The organism is Xanthomonas euvesicatoria, from assembly GCF_013112235.1.
Lineage (GTDB): Bacteria > Pseudomonadota > Gammaproteobacteria > Xanthomonadales > Xanthomonadaceae > Xanthomonas > Xanthomonas euvesicatoria.
Map to the genome: position 1 here is coordinate 1 of NZ_JABFFS010000001.1, position 18,273 is coordinate 18,273.

The window sequence follows — 18,273 nt, forward strand, 5'->3', positions numbered from 1 at the left end:
CGGCCGGCATTGCTGTCACCACCAATCAGGTCGGCGGCATGTTCGGGCTGTTCTTCACCGACGACATCGTGGAAAGCTACGCACAGGCCACCGCGTGCGACATCACCAGCTTCAACCGCTTCTTCCACGCGATGCTGCAGCGGGGTGTGTACCTGGCGCCCTCGGCGTACGAAGCCGGCTTCATGTCCAGTGCGCACGACCAGGCGGTGATCGAAGCCACCCTGGCGGCAGCGCGCGAGGCGTTTGCGGAAGTGGCGCGCTGATTGGCCGGGAATTGGGAATTGGGAATCGGTGAGCGCGGAGGCTTCGCTGGTTTGCTGCTTTGCGGTGCGGCGTGATCGTGCCGCACTGGCAGTGGCGCAGGACATTGGCGAGGTAGGCATCACCGGGTTCCTGGTGAGCCTGTGCGTGCGTGCAGCCGGTTTCGTTCGTAGCAACGGCGACTGCACGGCGGTGCGCGTTGCCAGACTGCGCGCCATGCTCGCAGCGAACTGTGGATGGCGCTGTCTTTGCACAGGAGCGGCTGCCACAACCCAGCGGGGAGTCGTCAGCCGGGCCTGGGCGGGGCGCAGGACCGCGGTGCGTGGTCCACGCCGCATCGCGCATCGGCCGCGGCTGTGTGGTAGCGAGCGTAGTCGCTTTGGCAATTGCTCTTAGAGCGGCTAACAAAACTACTGCGCAGCCGCCAGGTGGGCGCGGCCGGTGCTCGGAATCCTCATGTACCACTCGTACAATCCGGTTCCTGCGCGCCGTCCGCGCCCACCTGACAGCTGCTCGCTACGTCTTGTTAGCCGCTCTTAGTCGCTGCTCTCTCACCACCGCGGCCACGAGCAGGCGACCTCTAGCGTTCCTTGACCGTGCGCACGGGCCGGCGCTTCGGCCGCAATGCCTCCTCGACTCGGCGCAATACGCTTTGCTTTTGTCGTGTGGCTGTCATACCTTTCTGAAAAAGGTGCTCAGGGACGGGCATGGGTGGGGACCCTCGAAGCAGCCGCTGCACGTGCGTCGCCAAAACCGGCGATGACGCTGCATTGCCGCTGTTTCACCCCGATCTGCAGCGTGTCGAGTCGGCACGCTGTCGACGCTCGATACGGCCGCCCTCGCCTCATGCTCAAGCCTGTTGCGCTGCTCACCCCGCGCCCGACACCGTCGCGCGACCCCGTGAATCCCGATTGGCTGCTTGCCGGCAAGCTGGAGCCTGCGTTGCCGCCCCCCAGCGCGGTGGTGCGTGGCGCACTGCTGGCTGCGCTGGATCAGGCGCAGGCACGTCCGCTGACGCTATTGCTCGCCCCGCCCGGATTCGGCAAGACCACGCTGCTGGCGCAGTGGCATGCGCACCTGAGTACGCGCGAGCAGAGCGCGGTGGCATGGCTGTCGCTGGACGAAGAAGATGCCGACGCCGGGCGTTTTCTCGGCCATCTTGCGTATGCGCTGCAGAACGCAGGCGCCGACCACGCGCTGTGCGCGGCCGTGCTGCACAACCGCGATCACGACCCGCGCGACGCGGCGGCATTGCTGATTCGCGCGCTACGCGCAGCGCCCCGGCGCATCAGCGTGATTCTCGACGACTACGACCGACTCGGCAGCAGCCCTGTCGATGAACTGGTGCTACGCCTGATCGAACACAGTGGCGGGCGTTTGCATCTGGCACTCGCGACCCGCCGCGTACCCAATCTACCCCTGGCGCGGCTGGATCTGCACGCGCAGCTCAGCCGCATCGGCAGCACGCAGCTGGCGCTCGACGACACCGAAGCGCAGGCGTTGCTGGGCCCGCACGTGACCGCACCGGTGGCGGACGAACTGCGGCGCTACACAGAAGGCTGGCCGGTGGCGCTGCAACTGGCACGGCTGTGGTTGGAAGGCGGTACCCAGCGTCGGCAGGAAGTCACCGTACGTTTCTCCGGGCGCAGCGCGCAGATTGCCGCGTACCTGGCCGAACAGGTGGTCAACGATCTGGACCCAGACACCCGCGAACTCCTGTTGCGCACCAGCCCGCTGGAACGCTTCAACGCCGCGCTCGCCGACGCGGTGCGCCAACGCCAGGACAGCGGCCGCTTGCTGGCGCGGCTGGAGCATTTCCATGGTCTGCTGGTGCCGCTGGATGGCGAGCGCGAATGGTTCCGCTACCACCCGCTGTTTGCCGACTTTTTGCAGCAACTGCTCGACCGCGAACATCCAGGCCTGAGCGTGCAGCTGCATCAACGCGCAGCGCGCTGGTTCGGCGATCATCAGCAGCTTGCCGAAGCGGTGCGGCATGCTTGGCGCGGCGGCTGCGGCGATCTTGCCGCCAGCTACATCGCACGCGCCGGCACCTGGCAGCTGCTGTTGACTCACGGCACGCATGAAGTACGCGCACTGCTGCGCCATTTCGACCACCGCACCATCCGCGACACACCCGCGCTCAATCTCACCCAGGCGCACCTGCACATCAAGCTGGGCGAATTCGCCCACGCACGCCTGTTGCTGGAGCGCTTCCGCGACTTTCCGGCTGCGTTACGCGAGCCGCTGCAGCGCGACTACACCGTGGTCGTGGCGCTGCTGCGCGACCGTCTGGATGAAATCTGCGGCAATCCGCATGGCCTGACCCAGATTGCCGCCCAGGCCGGCGCACTGGACGAAGACGACCATCTGGGCCGCGGCATGTTGCTCTGCATCTGCGCCACCACCGCGATTGCACAGGGCGCGTTCGCGGTTGCCGAGCGCTACGCGCGCAACGCGCGCGACACCATGCAACGTGGCGGCAGCGAGGTCGGTGCCAGCCAGGCCATGTTGTCGCTGGGGCAGAGCCTGTTCTATCGCGGCCGGCTCAGCGATGCGGAAGCCTGCTATCAGCAGGCACTGAGCTGGTGCGCACGTACCCCGCAGCCGGAACGGGTGCTGGAAGCCGCCGCTCAATGCCTGCTTGCGCAGTTGCACTACGAACGCGGCCATCACGACGACGCAGCCGACCTGCTGCATCCGGCGCTGGAATTGCTGGAGCAACACGATGGCGGCGTGGACGTGCTGGCCGCCGGATACGGCACTGCGCTGGGGCTGGAACGCGTGCGCGACCATAGCGGACGCAGCGCGTTGCTGTTGCTGGAGCATATCGAACAGATCGCACACGGACGCAAATTGGCGCGCTTGTCGGAACTGGCTGCAGCATGGCGGCTGATGCTGTTGCTGGAACATCCAGGCAACGCCGCCATCGATGTGCTGATCGCACGTACCGGCGGCGAATCCGGCCTGGCGCATACCTTGCGCTCGCCACACCGCTGGCACGATCGCGCGGCGATGGGCTTCGCACTGGCCCGCTGGCATCGTCTGGCCGGGCGCAGCAGCGCCGCGCTGAGCATCCTCGGACAGATCGAGCAAGCCTGCCTGGCCAACGACAATGTCTGCCATCTGGCGCGCGCCCGTGGACGCATCGCGCTGGTACTGCAGCAACGTGGCGAACTGGTTGCCGCCCTGCCGTATCTGTACAGCGCATTGGACCATGTCGCGCTCACGCAAAGCTGGCAGGCGATCGTGGAACTGGGCTTACCGGCCAAGGCGATGCTGCGCTCGCTACGCCAGCACGACCCGCAGACCGTGGGCGGCACCACGCGTGCCTTGACCATCCAGGCCTTGCTCGAACGCCTTAGCGGCGACGACGACCCGGCCGGTGACATCTTCAGCGAGCGCGAACTGGAAGTGCTGGCGCAACTGGCGCGTGGCTATTCCAACAAGCAGATCGCACGCTGCCTGCACTTGTCGGAAAACACGGTCAAATTCCATCTGAAAAACCTGTACCGCAAGCTCGACGCGCGCAGCCGCGAAAGCGCGCTTGCGCAAGCATTGCAGCGCGGGTTGTTGCGTGGAAGCGGCCCGCATGCAGATCAGCCGCTGCGACCTGGCTGAGCCAGGTCGCATGCATCTTGCGTTCAACGCAGGTTTGCACGTGTGGCGGCCAGGCCTGACAGCGTTGGCCGCCCGCACGCATCACCCGAACGTCAGCGTGCCCTTCATCATCGCCCAATGGCCGGGGAACGAGCAGAAGAACGTGTAGTCGGCGCCCTTGCTCAGTTTGCTGGTGGGAAAACTCACCGTGGTGCTGTCGCCGCCGCCAATGACCTTGGTGTGCGCAATCACGCGTGCGTCGGCCTTGGGCAGATAGCTGTCGGCGATGGTCGAACGTACGCCGGCATTGGCCACCGCCTGGAAATCGGCAGACTTGGTCAACACCCAGTTGTGCCCCATCACGGTGGCAGCCATCTTGCCGGAATGCTTGAGCGTAAGCTCCACCTGCGTGCACTCGGGCGCTAGCTTGATCGCGCTCTGGTCGAACTTCATTTGATCGTTGCCGGTGATGGTCACCGCGCACGTCCGTGCCCATGCCGTCGGCACCATCAGCGCCAGCGCACACACAGCAATCGTGGAAAACAGCTTCAAGAGAACACTCCTGCGTTGGGAAGGTGCAGCACATCGCACGCGGCGCACCATTGCAACAGCGACGTGGTCAGAGGTGCTGATAGTGCCAGAGTAACGCGGAGTCGCAATCAACAAGGCATCACGCGCGAGCCCACTGCATACGCTCGCGCATCGACCAACGATGCCAGGCGCCCTGCTGAGTGCAAGCAGACCTTCGGCCGCATGCGTGCTTCACGCGTAACGGAAAAACGCATCCATCGGATCTGCTGCTGCGGACGCGATGGCCGGCACCGGCAACGGGCCGCGCTTACCGGCGATCACTTGTACGAACGCCTGCTTGAAACGCGCCATCTCCGCATCGGTGCCCACAGTGATCCGCGACCAGGTTGGCCACACCGGCCAGCTGCGGCCGATGAACACGCCATGGGTGGCCATGTCGTCCTTGAAGCCGGCGGCAGGCCGCTTTACATCCACCATGAAGCAGTTGCTCTCCGAGGCAGTGCACGCATAGCCCTGCCTGGCGAGAAACTCCATCACATCCGTGCGCGTCGCGGCCGTACGTGCGCGCCGTTGCGGCACCAGTGCAGGATCACGCAGGCTGGCCAGCCCGGCAGCGGCGGCGGTGACCGGCAAGCTGTTGACGCTGTAGAACTTCAGCTTGGCCAGCAGGTCCGGACGCGCGGCCGCATAGCCCAGGCGGATGCCGGCCATGCCATAGAGTTTGGAGAAGGTGCGCAACACCACCACGTCTTCGCCTGCAGCAACCATGTCGACCATGCTGCGCGTGTTTTGCGCGAAGTGGATATACGCCTCATCCACCACCAACACGCTGCCTTTGGGCTTGTGCGCCAAAGCGTAGTCCAGATCCTTGCGTGCGGTGACCGAACCGGTGGGATTGTTGGGGTTGCAGATGTAGATCACGCCCGCGTTGGCGTCCGCCGCGCACATGGCCTGTACATCGTGCGAAAAGTCCTTGCGCAGCGGCACCTTGATCAGGCGCGCACCATTGCGGGTTGCCGCACGCCAACCGGATTCGTAGGTGGGGTCGGCCGTGACCAACGCGGCGCTGGGCGAAGTAAATGCCAGCATCGTGTAGTCGAGCGGTTCGGTGGACCCGGCATACGCCATCAGGTGATCGACCGGCAGCGCGAGCTCGGCAGCCAGGGTGGTCATCAATTCCATCTGTACCTGCCGCAAATACCGCCCGCCTTGCGGGGCGATCTGCGCGATGGCCTTTACTGCGGCAGCCGACGGTCCATCCGGAAATTCATTGGAGTCGATCATCACCGGTGCCAGCGCCGTTGCCGGTGCGGGCGCGATGGCAGTGGCGCGTTCGACGGCGCTGGCCAACAGCGGCAAGCTGCCGGCACCGGCGGCGCCGGCAAACAACGCAGACTCGCGTAGAAACGCGCGGCGCGAAAGAGCAGTGTTCATGACAACCTCCAGCAGGATGACAACGCGGATTCAGGGACGCACGGCAACCACTTCGATCTCGACCCGATACAGCGGGTTACCCAGCGCTGCGATCTGGAATGCCGAGCGCGCCGGCAGGTTGGGTTGCTCCTTGGTGCCGAAAAACTGGCGATAGCCTTCCATGAAGCCGTTGAAATCCATCTTGCCGCCCATTGCCGGATCGCCGACCAGAAACACCTGCATCTTCACCACATCGCCCATGCCCAGCCCCAACGTGGCCAGCTGCTGCTTGATCTGGTTCAACACGCTCACCGTCTGCGCCTTGGTGTCGCCATAGGCGGCCGCCGAATCCTTCGGCGCACTGGTATCGATCACCGCCGGCACCTTGCCACTGACATACACCGTGGCCTTGCCGGCCGGAATTTCCACCGCGGCAGCGATGGGAAAATCGCTGTTGGGAATCTTGTGGCGGATCACCTCGGCCGCGTGTGCGGCACCGAGACTGGAAGACCAAAGCACTGCGGCGGTGAGAACGGTCGTGATGGAACGGAGCATGGCAATTCCTTGTAGGAGAGAAGATCAGCGGCGGAGTGATCTGACATCGTCGATGGTCACGCGCTCGGCATAGTCGTTACCGAAGTGCGTGCGCACATAGCTCACCACTTCGGCCACCTGGCGGTCGTCGAGCATGTCGGCGAAACCCGGCATCCCCGCGTGGCCGTCGAGCACCATCATCGTCACGTACGGGCCGGCGGCCAGTTTCGGGTTGCCGGCAAGCGCAGGATAGTCGCCGGCACCTTGCGCGCCACGCCCGGCCGGCATATGGCAACCCTGGCAGATCGCCTGGTAAACGTCCTGGCCGGAGGCCTTGGCGAAGCCTTGCTGCGGAAACAGCTGGGTGGCATCGGAACTCTGCGCCTGCGCATCGCGCACGTTGGGCGGCAGCAACAAGGCGAGAATGGCGAGCGCAACAGTGGCGCCGCACGCTCTTGGCAGCAGACTCATGCGCGCGCTCCCTGGGCAATGACCTTGCGATGCAGGCGGCCAACGACATCGTGCGCCGACAGAATGGCACCCTCCTGCCAGGCCGGAATGTACGACACGTGCTCGCCGGCCAGTGCCAGCCGTCCGTCGATCTGGCACAGCGGTTGGTAATGCTCGGCGCGCGCCTGCTCGCTCCACATGCCGAAGCAGCCATGCGTGAAGGGCACGCGGTGCCAGCCGACCGCAATGCCGTTTTCGAATTCGCGCGGATACTGCGGATGCAGCTGGGTGCCGTATTCCACTGCTTTACGCACGCGCTGCTCCGGGGACATCGCGGTGAACTGGTAGGCATCCAGCCCCCACACATAGGCGCCGAGCAGCACGCCTTTGCCAGGGCTGTGGTAGTTGGTGCTGGGGTAGCTGATCAAGGTGATCGGCAGATCGGTGTAACTGATGCCGCCGTAGATCGCTTCGTCTTCTTCCCAGAAACGGCGCTTGAATTGCAGCCCCACTTTCACCGAGGCCGCATACGGCACCTTGCCGATCGCCGTGGTCATCGCATCGCTGGCGGTGACCGGTATGCGGCTGAGCACCGACAACGGAATGGTGCAGATGCACCAATCCGCAGTGGCGAGACGTTCTTCGCCACCACGCGCCGCATCCTGCCAGGACACGCGCACGCCGCTGCCGTCTTGGTCGATCTTGGTGACCTTGGCGTTATAGGTGATGGCATTGCCCAGTTGACGCGCGAACGCCTTGCCGATCTGGTCCATGCCTCCCACCGGCTGGAACATGGTGGTCTGCATTTCATAGTTGTTGCCGGCTGCCAGTGTGGTCCACAGGCGCGAGCGCAGCACGTCCTGCACGCTGAAAGGATCGGAGAATTCCGGCTTGCCCGACAAGCCACCGCCGGGATAGCGCGCAAACCCGCGCCGCTCGCTGCTGTCCTTGCCTTTGACATATCCGAACTTCTGGTCGAGCGCGCCCCAGGTACGCAGTGATTCCAGCAGCAGCTCCTGATCCTCGCGGCTGACGGCCGTGTCCAGGGCGCGTTGCTGCGTGCACTTGGCCAGCAACTCGGACACATGGCCCTTGTAGTCGGCGTCGATGGCACGAAAGCGCTGCGGTTTGCCGCCGAAGCCGTTCTGGCTGTGCAGCAGCGCGTTGTAATTGACCTGATTGAACGCTTCCAGCGCCACGCCGAACTGCTTGCAGTAACTCAGCACCGCCTTGTGGTGATGCGGAATGCGCCACGGCCCGGGATTGAGATACAAACCCTCGTCGAACTGGCAATGCTGCCTGGCCCCGCCCAACTCGGCATAGCGGTCGCCGCCGCGCAGGGTCCAGTTACGCCCGCCGGGGCGGTCGTTGTATTCGAGCAGTTGCACGCGGTAACCGGCCTTGCGCAACTCGAACGCCGCGCTCATGCCGGCCAGCCCGGCACCGAGGATCAAGACCGACGCCCCCTTGGGGTCGCCATCCAGTTGCAGTGGGCCTTTGAAACTGGATTCGGCCGCCATGCCCAGGCTGCTCATCGCCTGATACATCATCGCGCCGCCGGCGGTCATACCGATGCGCGCCAGCAATTGCCGCCGCGTCATCGCTCCCGTGTGATTGCCTTGCATCAACGCACGTCCCCTGCATGTCGTGGACCAACGCACGCGACCGGCAACCCTGCCGGCCGCGGCTGCACTTCAGAATGTGTAGGTCAGGCTGGCGAACAGCTGCCGTGGTGCGATCAACTGATACGAGCCCGAGCTTTCGTTGGGAAATACCGCCCCGATCGCATCGTCCTTGTCGAACAGGTTGTAGACCGACAACTGCAGCCGGCCACCGGCAAGGAACCCGCCGTCTTCGCCCTGATACCCGACGCTGCCGTTGACGATGAAGGTGGCATCTACCCGATCGGTATTGAGCGTATCGCCGTAGCGCTTGCCGGTGTATTTGGCATCGAGGTTGGCAAACAAATGCGTGCCTTCCCAACCGCCGTTGACGCTGAACATCACCTTCGGCGCATCCGGCACCTCGTTGCCTTCCACCTGCACCAGGTTGCCGCTGACCGGGCCGAAATAGTTGTCCTGGAACTCGGAGTTGTTCCAGGTCAGCGATGCGCCCAGCCGCCAGCCTGGCGCCGGCTTCCACATGCCGGACATTTCGGCCCCGTACGTCTGCACGTCGCCGACGTTGGCGTAGACGGTGGGCGCCACCACCAGCGGGTCCGGGTCGGTCAGCGCGATGATGCGGTTCTCGTAATCGATCTTGTAGGCGGCGATGTAGCCGCTCCACTGCGTGGATTCGGCGCGGATGCCGATATCGATGTTGGTGGACTCTTCCGGTGCGATATCCGGGTTGAACGCACCGGAGGTCAGCGCCAGCCGCGGCGCCGAGCTGAAGTTTTCCGCATAGTTGGCGAACACCTGCACGCCCTCGGCAAGCTGGAAGCTGGCGCCGACCTGGGGCTGGAACCAGTCGCTGTTCTTGATGGTGACATCGCGGCGCACGCCGACATTGAAATCATCCAGATTGGCGATGCCGTTGTAGTCGCGTTTGACATCCAGCCCCTTGGCACCGAACTCCATCGTCAAGCGGTCGTCGAGCAGGCGCAGCGTGTCCTTGATGTAGAGCTGCTTCACCTCGGTGGAGAAGTGGTTGTCGTAGTAGATGACGATCGGCAGCGCGCCCTTGAGCAGCTCGCCGGTGGCCGGGTCCAGGTTGTACAGCGGGCGCACCTGATCGAAGTCGTAGTTTTCGTACCACGCGCCGACTTCGAGCTTGTTGTGCTCGGTCTCCCATGACACCGCTGTGGTGAGGCCATAGCGATCGCCCCCCATGATTTCTTCGCGCCGCGTCATCGCACCGACGTGGGTGACAGTGCCGTTGGCATCGACGATCTGCGGGTCGTTGATGGCGATGTCGGTGCGCCCCGGCGTGCCGGCGATGGCATCGTTGTACAGGCCTGTCGCCGTGCTCGGCGGAGTGCCGCCGACGCCATACCCATGCTTGTTCTCGTAATAGCCGGTAAAGGTGAAGCCGATTGCATCGTTGAACAGGAAATTGCCGTGCAGGCTGAGCAGCGAGTCGCGTCGCCCGTTCTGCCATTCGCTGTAATGCTCGGCATCCACTTCCGGGTTGCCGGTGATGCGCTCATGCAGGTCCCACGCCACCGAACCGTCGGAGTTGTACGACTGCACGTCGTAGTCCTTGCGGTTGTTGTAGATCCATCCCAGCGTCAGGCTGCCAGCGTCCCAGGCCTGGCGAATCTTGGCTTCGAAGTGATCGCTCTTCTGCGTGGCCGGCTCCATGTCCCACACCCCGCCTTGCGTGCGCGAGGCGGACAGATACGCGCTGGGGCCGCCTTTCCACCAGTCCGGCGTATCCAGGCGCACGAAGCTGCGCACCAGATCGTCCGAACCAATCGTCTGGGTGAGATTGCCGCTCCAGCTGTCGCCGCCCTTTGGTGGCAGGCTGGTGTAGCGGATCGCACCGCCCAGTGCATGGTAGGAAGGCTGGGTGACATCGCCCGAACCGGCGGACACCGTCACATCGAGCAGGTTTTCGCTGGAGACGTAGCGCGTAATCGGCCCGCCTTCGCGGGTGTCGAAGGTTTCGATCGGAATGCCGTCCAAGGTCACGCCGATCTGGTTGGCGGAAAACCCGCGGATGGTCATCGAATCACCGAATTCATACAGCCCGAACGGGTCGGTGGTCTGCACGTTCACGCCGGGCAGGCTGGCCAACAGCTGCTGCGGCGCCACCCCTGGCACCTGCGCCTGGATCTCGTCCGCCGAGATGGACGCGGTGGTGCGCGTGGAGCCGGTGCCCACCACGCTGACCGCATCCAGCGTGCGTGCGTCTTGCGCCAGCGCAGGCAAGCTCTGCGCGCCGGCCAGCAGCAAGGTCATTGATGCCAGCGCGCGGCGCGGGCGGGTGGTGGCGAGGATGTCGGCGACCGAGGCCGCCAATCGATCGGTGTTCGAGCACTTTGGCATGCAATCAACCCCTGGAGACGTGTGGCGTGCTGAGTGACCGGGCGCTCCCCCGAGACCGGCTGATACCGCGGATGCGGCGTGCAGTGACCATAACCAGCGCGATTGCTGCCTAACCTGGGTGCGGCGGGTGGGCTCGGCGCAGGCGGGTAGGTCGCTACCGAATTCAAAACTCTGAATAGGTAGCGCAGCCACCTACCTGCGCGAATGCCCTGCATTGCAGCTCTTGCGCGCTTGCCATGCCGCGCCGAATCGACAACGCTGCGCAGCCGCCGTACGAGCACGCATATGTCGCCCGCACCACCATCGCTGCTGTTGCTGGATTTCGACGGCGTGCTCGCGCACTACGCGCGGCCACGGCGCCTGGCCGCGCTTGCAGCAGCGGCGCGTTGCTCACCGCAGCGCGTGCAGGAGGTGCTGTTCGTGCAGGGTCTGGAGCGCGCTTACGATGCGGGTGAGATCGACACGCAGGCGTATCTGGCGCAGTTGAGCGAAGGGCTGGGGCAGCCAATCGATCGCACTACCTGGATCGATGCGCGCGTGGCCGCCTGCCGCGCCGACCCGTCGGTGGTGACACAGGTGCTGGCGGTGTCGACGACCACGGCGGTGGCGGTGCTCACCAATAATGGCCCGTTGATGGCAGAAGCGATCGAGCGGATCGTGCCGTCGCTATTTCCGTTGTTGCGGGGCCGCGTGCTGTGCAGCGGTGCACTGGGCGGCCGCAAACCGGATGTGCCGGTCTATCAGCGCGCGCTTGCGCAACTTGAGCAACGCGCCGAACGCACGTTGTTTGTCGACGACCTGTTCGTCAACGTGCGTGGCGCACGCGCGGCCGGTCTGCACGCCGACACCGTACGCGATGCGCGTGCACTGCGGCGAGTGCTGAAGCGATACGGACTTGCATGAAACCAAGCCCCTCTCCCGTCGGGAGAGGAGTTGGGGGTGAGGGTACGGCGGAAGACAGCCATCCCATCCGGGCAATGAAAAGACCGGGCACTGCGTCAGCGCGCTACATGCCACACACCATGCATCTCCAATGCCCTTGCAGCCGGCTGCGGGCCGGCCAGGGGGCGCGCAAGCACCGCCCGACATCACGCCTGGGCGACATACTCGGCAATGGCCAGACGCAAGCGCGCCAGGCCATCGGCCAGTTCGGCATCGGTGAGATTGAGTGCCGGCACGAAGCGCAATACATCCGGGCCGGCCTGCAGCAGCAGCAAGCCATGCGTGGCCGCCAGGTCGAGGATCGCCCCGGCCTGCCCCGCGTGCGCAGGAGCCAGTACCGCGCCCAGCATCAGGCCACGCCCACGAATCTGCGCAAACAGGCCAAAGTCGGCATTGAGCGCTTCCAGCCCGGCGCGCAATGCTGCAGATTGCCGCACCACGTTATCGGCAATCTGCGGCGAGGCCAGCTTGCGCAGCGCCACGCGCGCCACTGCCGCGGCCAGCGGGTTGCCGCCGAAGGTGGTGCCGTGCGCGCCGAACTGCATGGTTTCGGCGACCTTGGGCCCGGCCAGCATCGCGCCGATCGGGAAACCACCACCCAAGGCCTTGGCCAGGGTCACGATGTCCGGCGTCACCTGCTCCTGCCAATGCGCGAACAGCGTGCCGGTGCGGCCCATGCCGCATTGAATTTCGTCCAGCACCAGCAGCGCATCATGCTGGTCGCACAGCGCGCGCACGCGGCTCAGAAAGCCCGGCGCGGCCGGCATCACGCCGCCCTCGCCCTGGATCGGCTCGACCATCACCGCCGCCACATCGCCGCCGGCCATCGCCGCTTCCAGCGCCGCGACATCGTTGAAATCCACATAGCGAAATCCACCCGGCAGCGGCTCGTAGCCTTCCTGATACTTGGGCTGCGCAGTGGCGGTGACCGATGCCAGCGTACGGCCATGAAAACTGCCGCGGAAGGTGACGATGACACGCTTGTCGGCCGGACGGCCCTGGCTGCTGGCCCACTTGCGCACCAGCTTGATCGCCGCCTCGTTGGCCTCGGTGCCGGAATTGCACAGGAACACCTTGTGCGCGAAACGCGAGGCGCTCACCAGTTCTTCGGCCAGTTTCAGCGGCGGCGCGCTGAAAAACACGTTACTGGTGTGCCACAGCTTGCCGGCCTGCTCGGTGAGCGCAGCCACCAGATCGGGATCGTTATGGCCGAGCCCGCTCACCGCGATGCCCGACGACAGATCCAGATACTCGCGGCCCGCATCGTCCCACACGCGGCTGCCCTGGCCGCGCTCCAGCACCACCTGGCGCGGGCGATACACCGGCAGGTAGTAGTGCGCGAGGGACAGGGGCGAATCGGCAGCGGTACTCATGAGGATGGGTCGCAGAAGCGGAGGGAGAAGCGGCATTCTCGCGCATTCGCCGGCCTGCGGCACAATGCGCGCATGCGCCCCTTCTCCGATCCGCAACTCACTGCCGCCACCGACGATGGCTGGCGCCGGCAGTGGTTCGACATCATCTACCGCCACGACACCCGCCCCTCGCGCAATTTCGACCTGATGCTGGTGGTCGCGATCCTGGCGAGCGTGGTGGTGATCATGATCGACAGCGTGCCGCGCATCCATTCGCATGCCGCGGACTGGCTGGTGCCGCTGGAATGGGCGTTCACGGTGATCTTCACCCTCGAATACGCGCTGCGCCTGGCCGTGGTGCGGCGCCCGCTGCATTACGCGCTCAGCGTGTGGGGCGTGATCGACCTGCTGTCGATCCTGCCCAGTTATCTCTCGTTCTTCGTGCCCGGCGCACAGACGCTGTTGGTGGTGCGCGTGCTGCGCATCCTACGGCTGTTCCGCATTCTCAAGCTCACCCGCTACATCGAAGAAAGCGGACAGTTGCTGGATGCGCTGTGGCGTAGCCGTCGCAAGGTGTTGGTGTTCCTGTTCACCGTGCTCACCATCACCGTGATCGCCGGCGCCACGATGTACATCATCGAAGGCCCGCAGCACGGCTTTACCAGCATCCCCACCAGCATGTACTGGGCCATCGTCACCATGGCCACGGTGGGCTTCGGCGATCTAGTGCCGCAGACCACGCTGGGTCGCTTCGTCACCTCGGCCCTGATCCTGATCGGCTACAGCATCATCGCCGTGCCCACCGGCATCTATACCGCCGAACTGGCCAGCTCATTGCGCGAAGGAGGCCATACCGGCAAACGCGATGCGTGCAACTGCGCCCGCTGCGGGCTGGAAGGCCACGCGGCCGACGCACGTTATTGCCGGCAATGCGCCGAGCCACTGCCGGCGCTGGGCAACGGCTGAGGCGCTGGAGCAGCCAACGCCACGGCGCCGCCGTCAGGCGGACGCGGCCGTTGCTCGGCAGGGCGTGTGCCACGCGTACACGGCGGTTGCGCCGTGCCGTCCACGCTCACGACAAGTGCGTACCCTGTGGTTAGCCGCTCTCAGTCCAGAAACAGATCCGGCAACAGCGCGCGCGATGGATCCATTGCATAGCCGCTCAAGTCGGTGATGCCAGCCTGGGCGAGCACCTCGTCATCGATCAGGAACCGGCCGTAGAACCCGGCTGCGGCGCGCGTCAGCACCGCATGCGCGGCGTCGGCCATGATCTCCGGCCGACGGCAGGCCGCCGCGTCCACGCCGGCAAGCATGTTGATGGCATCAGTGGCGATCACGGTACGCGGCCACAACGCATTGATCGCCACGCCTTGCGGGCCGAATTCCGCGGCCAGCCCCAGGGTGACCAGACTCATGCCCATCTTGGACAGCGTGTAGCCGGTGTGCGCGCCCCACCACGCCGGGTTCAACGACGGCGGCGGGGCCAAGGTGAGGATGTGCGGATTGGCCGCCTGCAGCAGATGCGGCAGGCATGCCTGCGCGCACAGGAAACTGCCGCGCGCGTTGACCTGCTGCATCAGATCGAAGCGCTTCATCGGCGTGTCCAACGTACCGCGCAACCAGATCGCACTGGCGTTGTTGACCAGGATGTCGATCCCGCCGAACGCATCGACCGTTGCCGCCACTGCCGCACGCACCTGATCTTCGTCGCGGATGTCGCACTTGAGCGCCAGTGCCTGCCCACCGGCCGCCGTCACCGCCGTGGCCGCGCTATGGATGGTGCCAGGCAATTTGGGATTGGCCACCGCCGACTTGGCCGCAATCGCCACATTCGCCCCATCGCGCGCCGCCCGCAACGCAATCGCCAAGCCAATCCCGCGCGAGGCACCGGTGATGAACAGGGTTTTGCCCGATAACGTCATGGGATTAGGGAGTCGGGATTGGAGATTCGTAAGAGCTTATTCCTTCATTGCTACCACCAACCAACCCACCGCTCAAGCAATACGCTCTTGCGAATCCCCAATCCCGAACAACCAATCCCCGCCGCTCAGGGCTTGGGCCCCTGCCCTTCGTTGTCTTCCCAGTGCAGTACGCGGCGGGTCACGAAGCGGTAGACCGGTTTGCCGGTGGCAAACCACAGCTCGCGAACCCAGGAGGTGCGCTTGAGCACGCGGCGTTCCACCGGGGTCAGTGCGGCCGGGCAGTACATGCGCTTGTGTTTAAGCAGGTGGCGCAGATCCTCGCGGGCAAGCAGACGCATCCAGCGCGCGCGCGGGTTGCCGCGCACCGCCAGCTGGAAGTCGATCACCGCCGGGCTGCCGTCCTCCTGCACCAGCCAGTTGGCTTCCTTGGCCAGATCGTTGTGGGCCACGCCGCGGCGATGCAGCTGTTGCAACAGCCTGCGCGCGCTGCGGAAGTAGGCCAGATCGCCGCGCGGCGGTCGCTGGTACATCGCAGCGCCGTCCAGATAGCTGCGGTCCAGGTGCCGCCCGTCCCAATGCAGCAGCCGCGGTGTGCGCGGCACGCCATCCAGCTGGCGCAAGGCCAACGCTTCGCGGCGTGCCAGCCACCAGGCCACGCCGCGCAACAGCCACGGCGCCACGCTCAGGTCGCGACGCACGAACATGCGTTGGCCATCGCGGATCAGCAGAATGCGTCCGAACGTATCGGACTTCAGCGGCAGATTGGCTGCAGGGTCGTGAGTCATCCCCCATTGTAGGCGGCAGGTCTGTCTCGCTGCGCACCTCTGCGGCGCGCGCGCGTGCGGCAGCTGCATGGCCGCAACCTCAGGTGAAGCCGATCCCCCGATGTGAGGACGATGCAGGTCAGGCGCCGCCGCGCCCACCTATAATTCAGGTATGAACTCATGGATCGACGCCACGCTGGAGTGGATCGGACACCACCCCACCTTGGCTGGCGTGGTGATCTTTGGCATCGCATTTTGTGATGCGGTGATCGTGCTGGGCGCCATCGTGCCTGCGTTGCCGTTGCTGTTCGCCATTGGCGTGCTCATCGGGCTCGGGCAGATCAACGGCCCCTACGCGGTGGTGTGCGCCACCCTGGGCGCCTTCGTTGGCGATGCGCTGAGCTTCTGGGTCGGCCATCGCTGGGGCCATCAGCTGCACACCTACTGGCCATTCCGGCGTTACCCGCAACTGCTGGAACGCGGCGAGCTGCTGTTCCGCCGCAATGCCTTCAAAAGCATCCTGATTGCGCGCTACGTGGGGGCAGTGCGCCCGTTCGTGCCGGCGATTGCCGGCATGTCGCGCATGCCCTTCAAACGGTATCTGGTCGCCAGCGGCCTGGCCTGCGTGTCGTGGGCGTTGTTGTTCCTGGTGCCCGGCTGGGTGCTGGGCACGGCCTACGACGCAGTGGCCGCGGTGGCCGGGCGCCTATTTGTGGTGGTTGCCTTGCTGGCGGCCGTGATCGGGCTTGCCTGGGCGGTGGTGCTGTATTCGTATCGCTGGTCGGCCGGTCACCTGGATGCCTTGCTGGCGCGCCTGCTGGAGTGGTCGCACCGGCATCCGGTCCTGGGAAATTGGTCGGTCGGCGTCTTCGACCCACGCCGTCGCGAATCGGTGCCGCTGGCCATGATGGCCTTGATGCTCTTGCTGCTCGGCTGGGGCTGGTTTGTGCTGCTGATGGTGGTGCTGGCGCATGGCGAGCCGCTGCGCGTGGACCTGGCCGTGCACGACCTGATGCTGGCGCTGCGTAATCCGTTGGCCGACTACCCGATGGTGGCGCTGGCCTCGTTGGGCGACTGGCAGGTGCTGTTGCCGGCCATTGCCGCCGCGATGGGCTATCTGGCCTGGCGCCGTCGCTGGATGGCCGTGGCCCATTGGGTCATCGCGCTGGCGTTCGGCCTGGCGCTCACGCAGCTGCTTGGCGCCACCGTGCAGGTGGTGCGCCCGCCTGCGGCCAGCAGCGGTTTCGGCTTTCCGTCGGTTGCGGTCACCATGGCCACGATCGCCTTCGGCTTTTTCGCGCTGTTGATCGCGCGCGAGTTGCCTGGCCGCCGCCGCGTGTGGCCGTATCTGGTCAGCGGCGCCATCGTCTCGCTGATCGGTTTTGCGCGTTTGTACCTCGGTGCGCACTGGCTCAGCGACGTCGTCGGCGGCATGTTGTTCGGCATCTTCTGGCTGCTGGTGCTGGGCATTGCCTACCGTCGCCGTGCCACGCGCGCGTTCTGGGTCAAGCCGGTGTCGTGGATCTTCTACGGGGTGTTCGTAAGCTGCGCAATTTATTTTGCGCCGCGCAACCTCGACCTCAAGCTGGCCAAGTTCGAACCGCCGCCGCCGGCAGTGATGGAGTTACCCGCAAACGCGTGGTGGGAAGACCAATGGCGCCTGCTGCCGGCACGCCGCAACGAATTCGACGACGATCAGCGTTGGCCGCTGGACGTCCAGTTGGCCGGCCCGCTCGCCCCGCTGCAGCGCCAGCTCCAGGCGCGCGGCTGGCGGGTCCAGCCGCAGGCGGGCTGGGAACAGGCGCTGCACCTGCTCGACGTCAGCGGCCGCCCGGACGAAGTGCCGATTCTGCCGGCCACGCTGGATACCCAGGTCGAGGCCCTGTTGATGGTGCGCCACGCCGCGCCCGGCCACGTGCATGTGCTGCGTCTGTGGCCGGCGGCCGCGCGCCTGCAGCCGGATGCACAACCGCTGTGGGTGGGCAGCACCCAGACCTTGCGCTACAGCCGCCATTTCAGCCTGATCGGGCTGTGGTACCCACTGCGCGGCGTCGATCCTGCACTGAGCGCATTGCGCGAGGCACTCGGCCCGCTGCCCCATCGCATGGAACAGCGTCGTCGCTCGCAGGTGCCGGTGATCCTGATCGACAGCACCTCGGGCAGTGCAGTGCGTGGCGAGAACAAAGACAACGCCGCGCCGGGGACGGATACCGCTGCGTCCGATCCTGCTGCATCGGGTCCGCCACAACAACGCCGTTGATCGATCGGGCAACAGGCGATTGGCCGGCGATCGCGTGGTTGGGTCGAGATGGGGTGTCAGCAACAGCTGTTGAGCCCTGTCTCGATGGTGACGTGCTGGCGCCGTCTGGAGGCTGCTGAATTTTCAGGGTGAACGCTTAGTTCGTCGAGCGCGGCGCCCTCGCCGCTTGCGGGACACGCCGTGAACCCATCCGTGGGGGCTCGATGGCGGCATGGATTCCGCGTAAGAGCTTACAAGGACGTGCTTGGCAGCGTGTCC

At 65.4% G+C, this 18,273-nt stretch carries 13 protein-coding genes, 1 other RNA gene and 1 pseudogene; 6 read left to right on the forward strand and 9 right to left on the reverse strand.

The window, feature by feature from the left end; genetic code table 11:
• The 3 genes and pseudogenes from HLH45_RS00005 to HLH45_RS00015 form a co-directional block, all read left to right on the forward strand.
• Positions 1-263 (forward strand): annotated as a pseudogene (locus HLH45_RS00005) (aspartate aminotransferase family protein); the annotation flags it as partial.
• Between the two features lie 454 nt (positions 264-717).
• Positions 718-793: non-coding RNA, sX9 sRNA (locus HLH45_RS00010), on the forward strand.
• 314 nt (positions 794-1,107) lie between these two features.
• Entirely contained in the window at positions 1,108-3,879 is a 2,772-nt protein-coding gene (locus tag HLH45_RS00015) for a winged helix-turn-helix domain-containing protein (RefSeq protein ID WP_008573124.1), read from the forward strand.
• Between the two features lie 81 nt (positions 3,880-3,960).
• On the opposite strand, the gene azu is transcribed toward HLH45_RS00015, so the two are convergent.
• The 6 genes from azu to HLH45_RS00045 form a co-directional block, all read right to left on the reverse strand.
• Entirely contained in the window at positions 3,961-4,410 is a 450-nt protein-coding gene (gene azu / locus HLH45_RS00020; protein WP_008573125.1) for an azurin, read from the reverse strand.
• Between the two features lie 210 nt (positions 4,411-4,620).
• Positions 4,621-5,823 carry a pyridoxal phosphate-dependent aminotransferase gene (locus HLH45_RS00025; RefSeq protein WP_008573130.1) on the reverse strand — a complete coding sequence of 401 codons (1,203 nt, stop codon included), beginning with the start codon at positions 5,821-5,823 and terminating at the stop codon, positions 4,621-4,623.
• 30 nt (positions 5,824-5,853) lie between these two features.
• Positions 5,854-6,357, reverse strand: a complete 504-nt coding sequence (locus HLH45_RS00030; protein WP_031424214.1) for a RidA family protein — start codon at positions 6,355-6,357, stop codon at positions 5,854-5,856.
• A gap of 24 nt (positions 6,358-6,381) precedes the next feature.
• Positions 6,382-6,807 (reverse strand): c-type cytochrome, encoded by a 426-nt coding sequence (locus HLH45_RS00035; RefSeq protein WP_008577889.1) that lies wholly within the window; start codon positions 6,805-6,807, stop codon positions 6,382-6,384.
• Positions 6,804-8,411 carry a flavin monoamine oxidase family protein gene (locus HLH45_RS00040; protein WP_029820203.1) on the reverse strand — a complete coding sequence of 536 codons (1,608 nt, stop codon included), beginning with the start codon at positions 8,409-8,411 and terminating at the stop codon, positions 6,804-6,806. The genes HLH45_RS00035 and HLH45_RS00040 overlap by 4 nt, the downstream gene beginning before the upstream one ends.
• A gap of 69 nt (positions 8,412-8,480) precedes the next feature.
• Positions 8,481-10,775 carry a TonB-dependent receptor gene (locus HLH45_RS00045; protein ID WP_008577887.1) on the reverse strand — a complete coding sequence of 765 codons (2,295 nt, stop codon included), beginning with the start codon at positions 10,773-10,775 and terminating at the stop codon, positions 8,481-8,483.
• A 285-nt stretch (positions 10,776-11,060) separates the two neighbouring features.
• Here HLH45_RS00045 and HLH45_RS00050 point away from each other — a divergent pair, with 285 nt between their 5' ends.
• The gene (locus HLH45_RS00050; RefSeq protein WP_008577886.1) at positions 11,061-11,678 is read left to right on the forward strand and encodes an HAD-IA family hydrolase; all 618 of its coding nucleotides are present in this window, start codon (positions 11,061-11,063) and stop codon (positions 11,676-11,678) included.
• 185 nt (positions 11,679-11,863) lie between these two features.
• Here the strand turns inward: HLH45_RS00050 and HLH45_RS00055 are convergent, their stop codons facing one another.
• The gene (locus tag HLH45_RS00055) at positions 11,864-13,090 is read right to left on the reverse strand and encodes an acetylornithine transaminase (RefSeq protein ID WP_008577885.1); all 1,227 of its coding nucleotides are present in this window, start codon (positions 13,088-13,090) and stop codon (positions 11,864-11,866) included.
• A gap of 72 nt (positions 13,091-13,162) precedes the next feature.
• Here HLH45_RS00055 and HLH45_RS00060 point away from each other — a divergent pair, with 72 nt between their 5' ends.
• On the forward strand, positions 13,163-14,035 hold the full coding sequence (locus tag HLH45_RS00060; RefSeq protein WP_008577884.1) for an ion transporter: 873 nt from the start codon (positions 13,163-13,165) through the stop codon (positions 14,033-14,035).
• Between the two features lie 140 nt (positions 14,036-14,175).
• On the opposite strand, the gene HLH45_RS00065 is transcribed toward HLH45_RS00060, so the two are convergent.
• A complete protein-coding gene (locus HLH45_RS00065; RefSeq protein WP_008577882.1) occupies positions 14,176-14,991 on the reverse strand; it encodes an SDR family oxidoreductase in 816 nt (271 codons plus the stop codon).
• Positions 14,992-15,116: 125 nt separating this feature from the next.
• Complete coding sequence (locus HLH45_RS00070) at positions 15,117-15,776, reverse strand: serine/threonine-protein kinase (RefSeq protein ID WP_008577881.1); 660 nt, start codon at positions 15,774-15,776, stop codon at positions 15,117-15,119.
• 151 nt (positions 15,777-15,927) lie between these two features.
• Between HLH45_RS00070 and HLH45_RS00075 the strand changes: the two genes are divergently transcribed.
• On the forward strand, positions 15,928-18,015 hold the full coding sequence (locus HLH45_RS00075; RefSeq protein WP_029820208.1) for a bifunctional DedA family/phosphatase PAP2 family protein: 2,088 nt from the start codon (positions 15,928-15,930) through the stop codon (positions 18,013-18,015).
• The last annotated feature ends 258 nt before the right edge of the window (positions 18,016-18,273 follow it).

Excerpts from the sequence above, each read along its gene's own strand:
- HLH45_RS00015 (WP_008573124.1), top strand. The coding sequence starts at position 1,108 with ATGCTCAAGCCTGTTGCGCTGCTCACCCCGCGCCCGACACCGTCGCGC.
- HLH45_RS00025 (WP_008573130.1), bottom strand. The coding sequence starts at position 5,823 with ATGAACACTGCTCTTTCGCGCCGCGCGTTTCTACGCGAGTCTGCGTTG.
- HLH45_RS00030 (WP_031424214.1), bottom strand. The coding sequence starts at position 6,357 with ATGCTCCGTTCCATCACGACCGTTCTCACCGCCGCAGTGCTTTGGTCT.
- HLH45_RS00035 (WP_008577889.1), bottom strand. The coding sequence starts at position 6,807 with ATGAGTCTGCTGCCAAGAGCGTGCGGCGCCACTGTTGCGCTCGCCATT.
- HLH45_RS00040 (WP_029820203.1), bottom strand. The coding sequence starts at position 8,411 with ATGCAAGGCAATCACACGGGAGCGATGACGCGGCGGCAATTGCTGGCG.
- HLH45_RS00045 (WP_008577887.1), bottom strand. The coding sequence starts at position 10,775 with ATGCCAAAGTGCTCGAACACCGATCGATTGGCGGCCTCGGTCGCCGAC.
- HLH45_RS00050 (WP_008577886.1), top strand. The coding sequence starts at position 11,061 with ATGTCGCCCGCACCACCATCGCTGCTGTTGCTGGATTTCGACGGCGTG.
- HLH45_RS00055 (WP_008577885.1), bottom strand. The coding sequence starts at position 13,090 with ATGAGTACCGCTGCCGATTCGCCCCTGTCCCTCGCGCACTACTACCTG.
- HLH45_RS00060 (WP_008577884.1), top strand. The coding sequence starts at position 13,163 with ATGCGCCCCTTCTCCGATCCGCAACTCACTGCCGCCACCGACGATGGC.
- HLH45_RS00065 (WP_008577882.1), bottom strand. The coding sequence starts at position 14,991 with ATGACGTTATCGGGCAAAACCCTGTTCATCACCGGTGCCTCGCGCGGG.
- HLH45_RS00070 (WP_008577881.1), bottom strand. The coding sequence starts at position 15,776 with ATGACTCACGACCCTGCAGCCAATCTGCCGCTGAAGTCCGATACGTTC.
- HLH45_RS00075 (WP_029820208.1), top strand. The coding sequence starts at position 15,928 with ATGAACTCATGGATCGACGCCACGCTGGAGTGGATCGGACACCACCCC.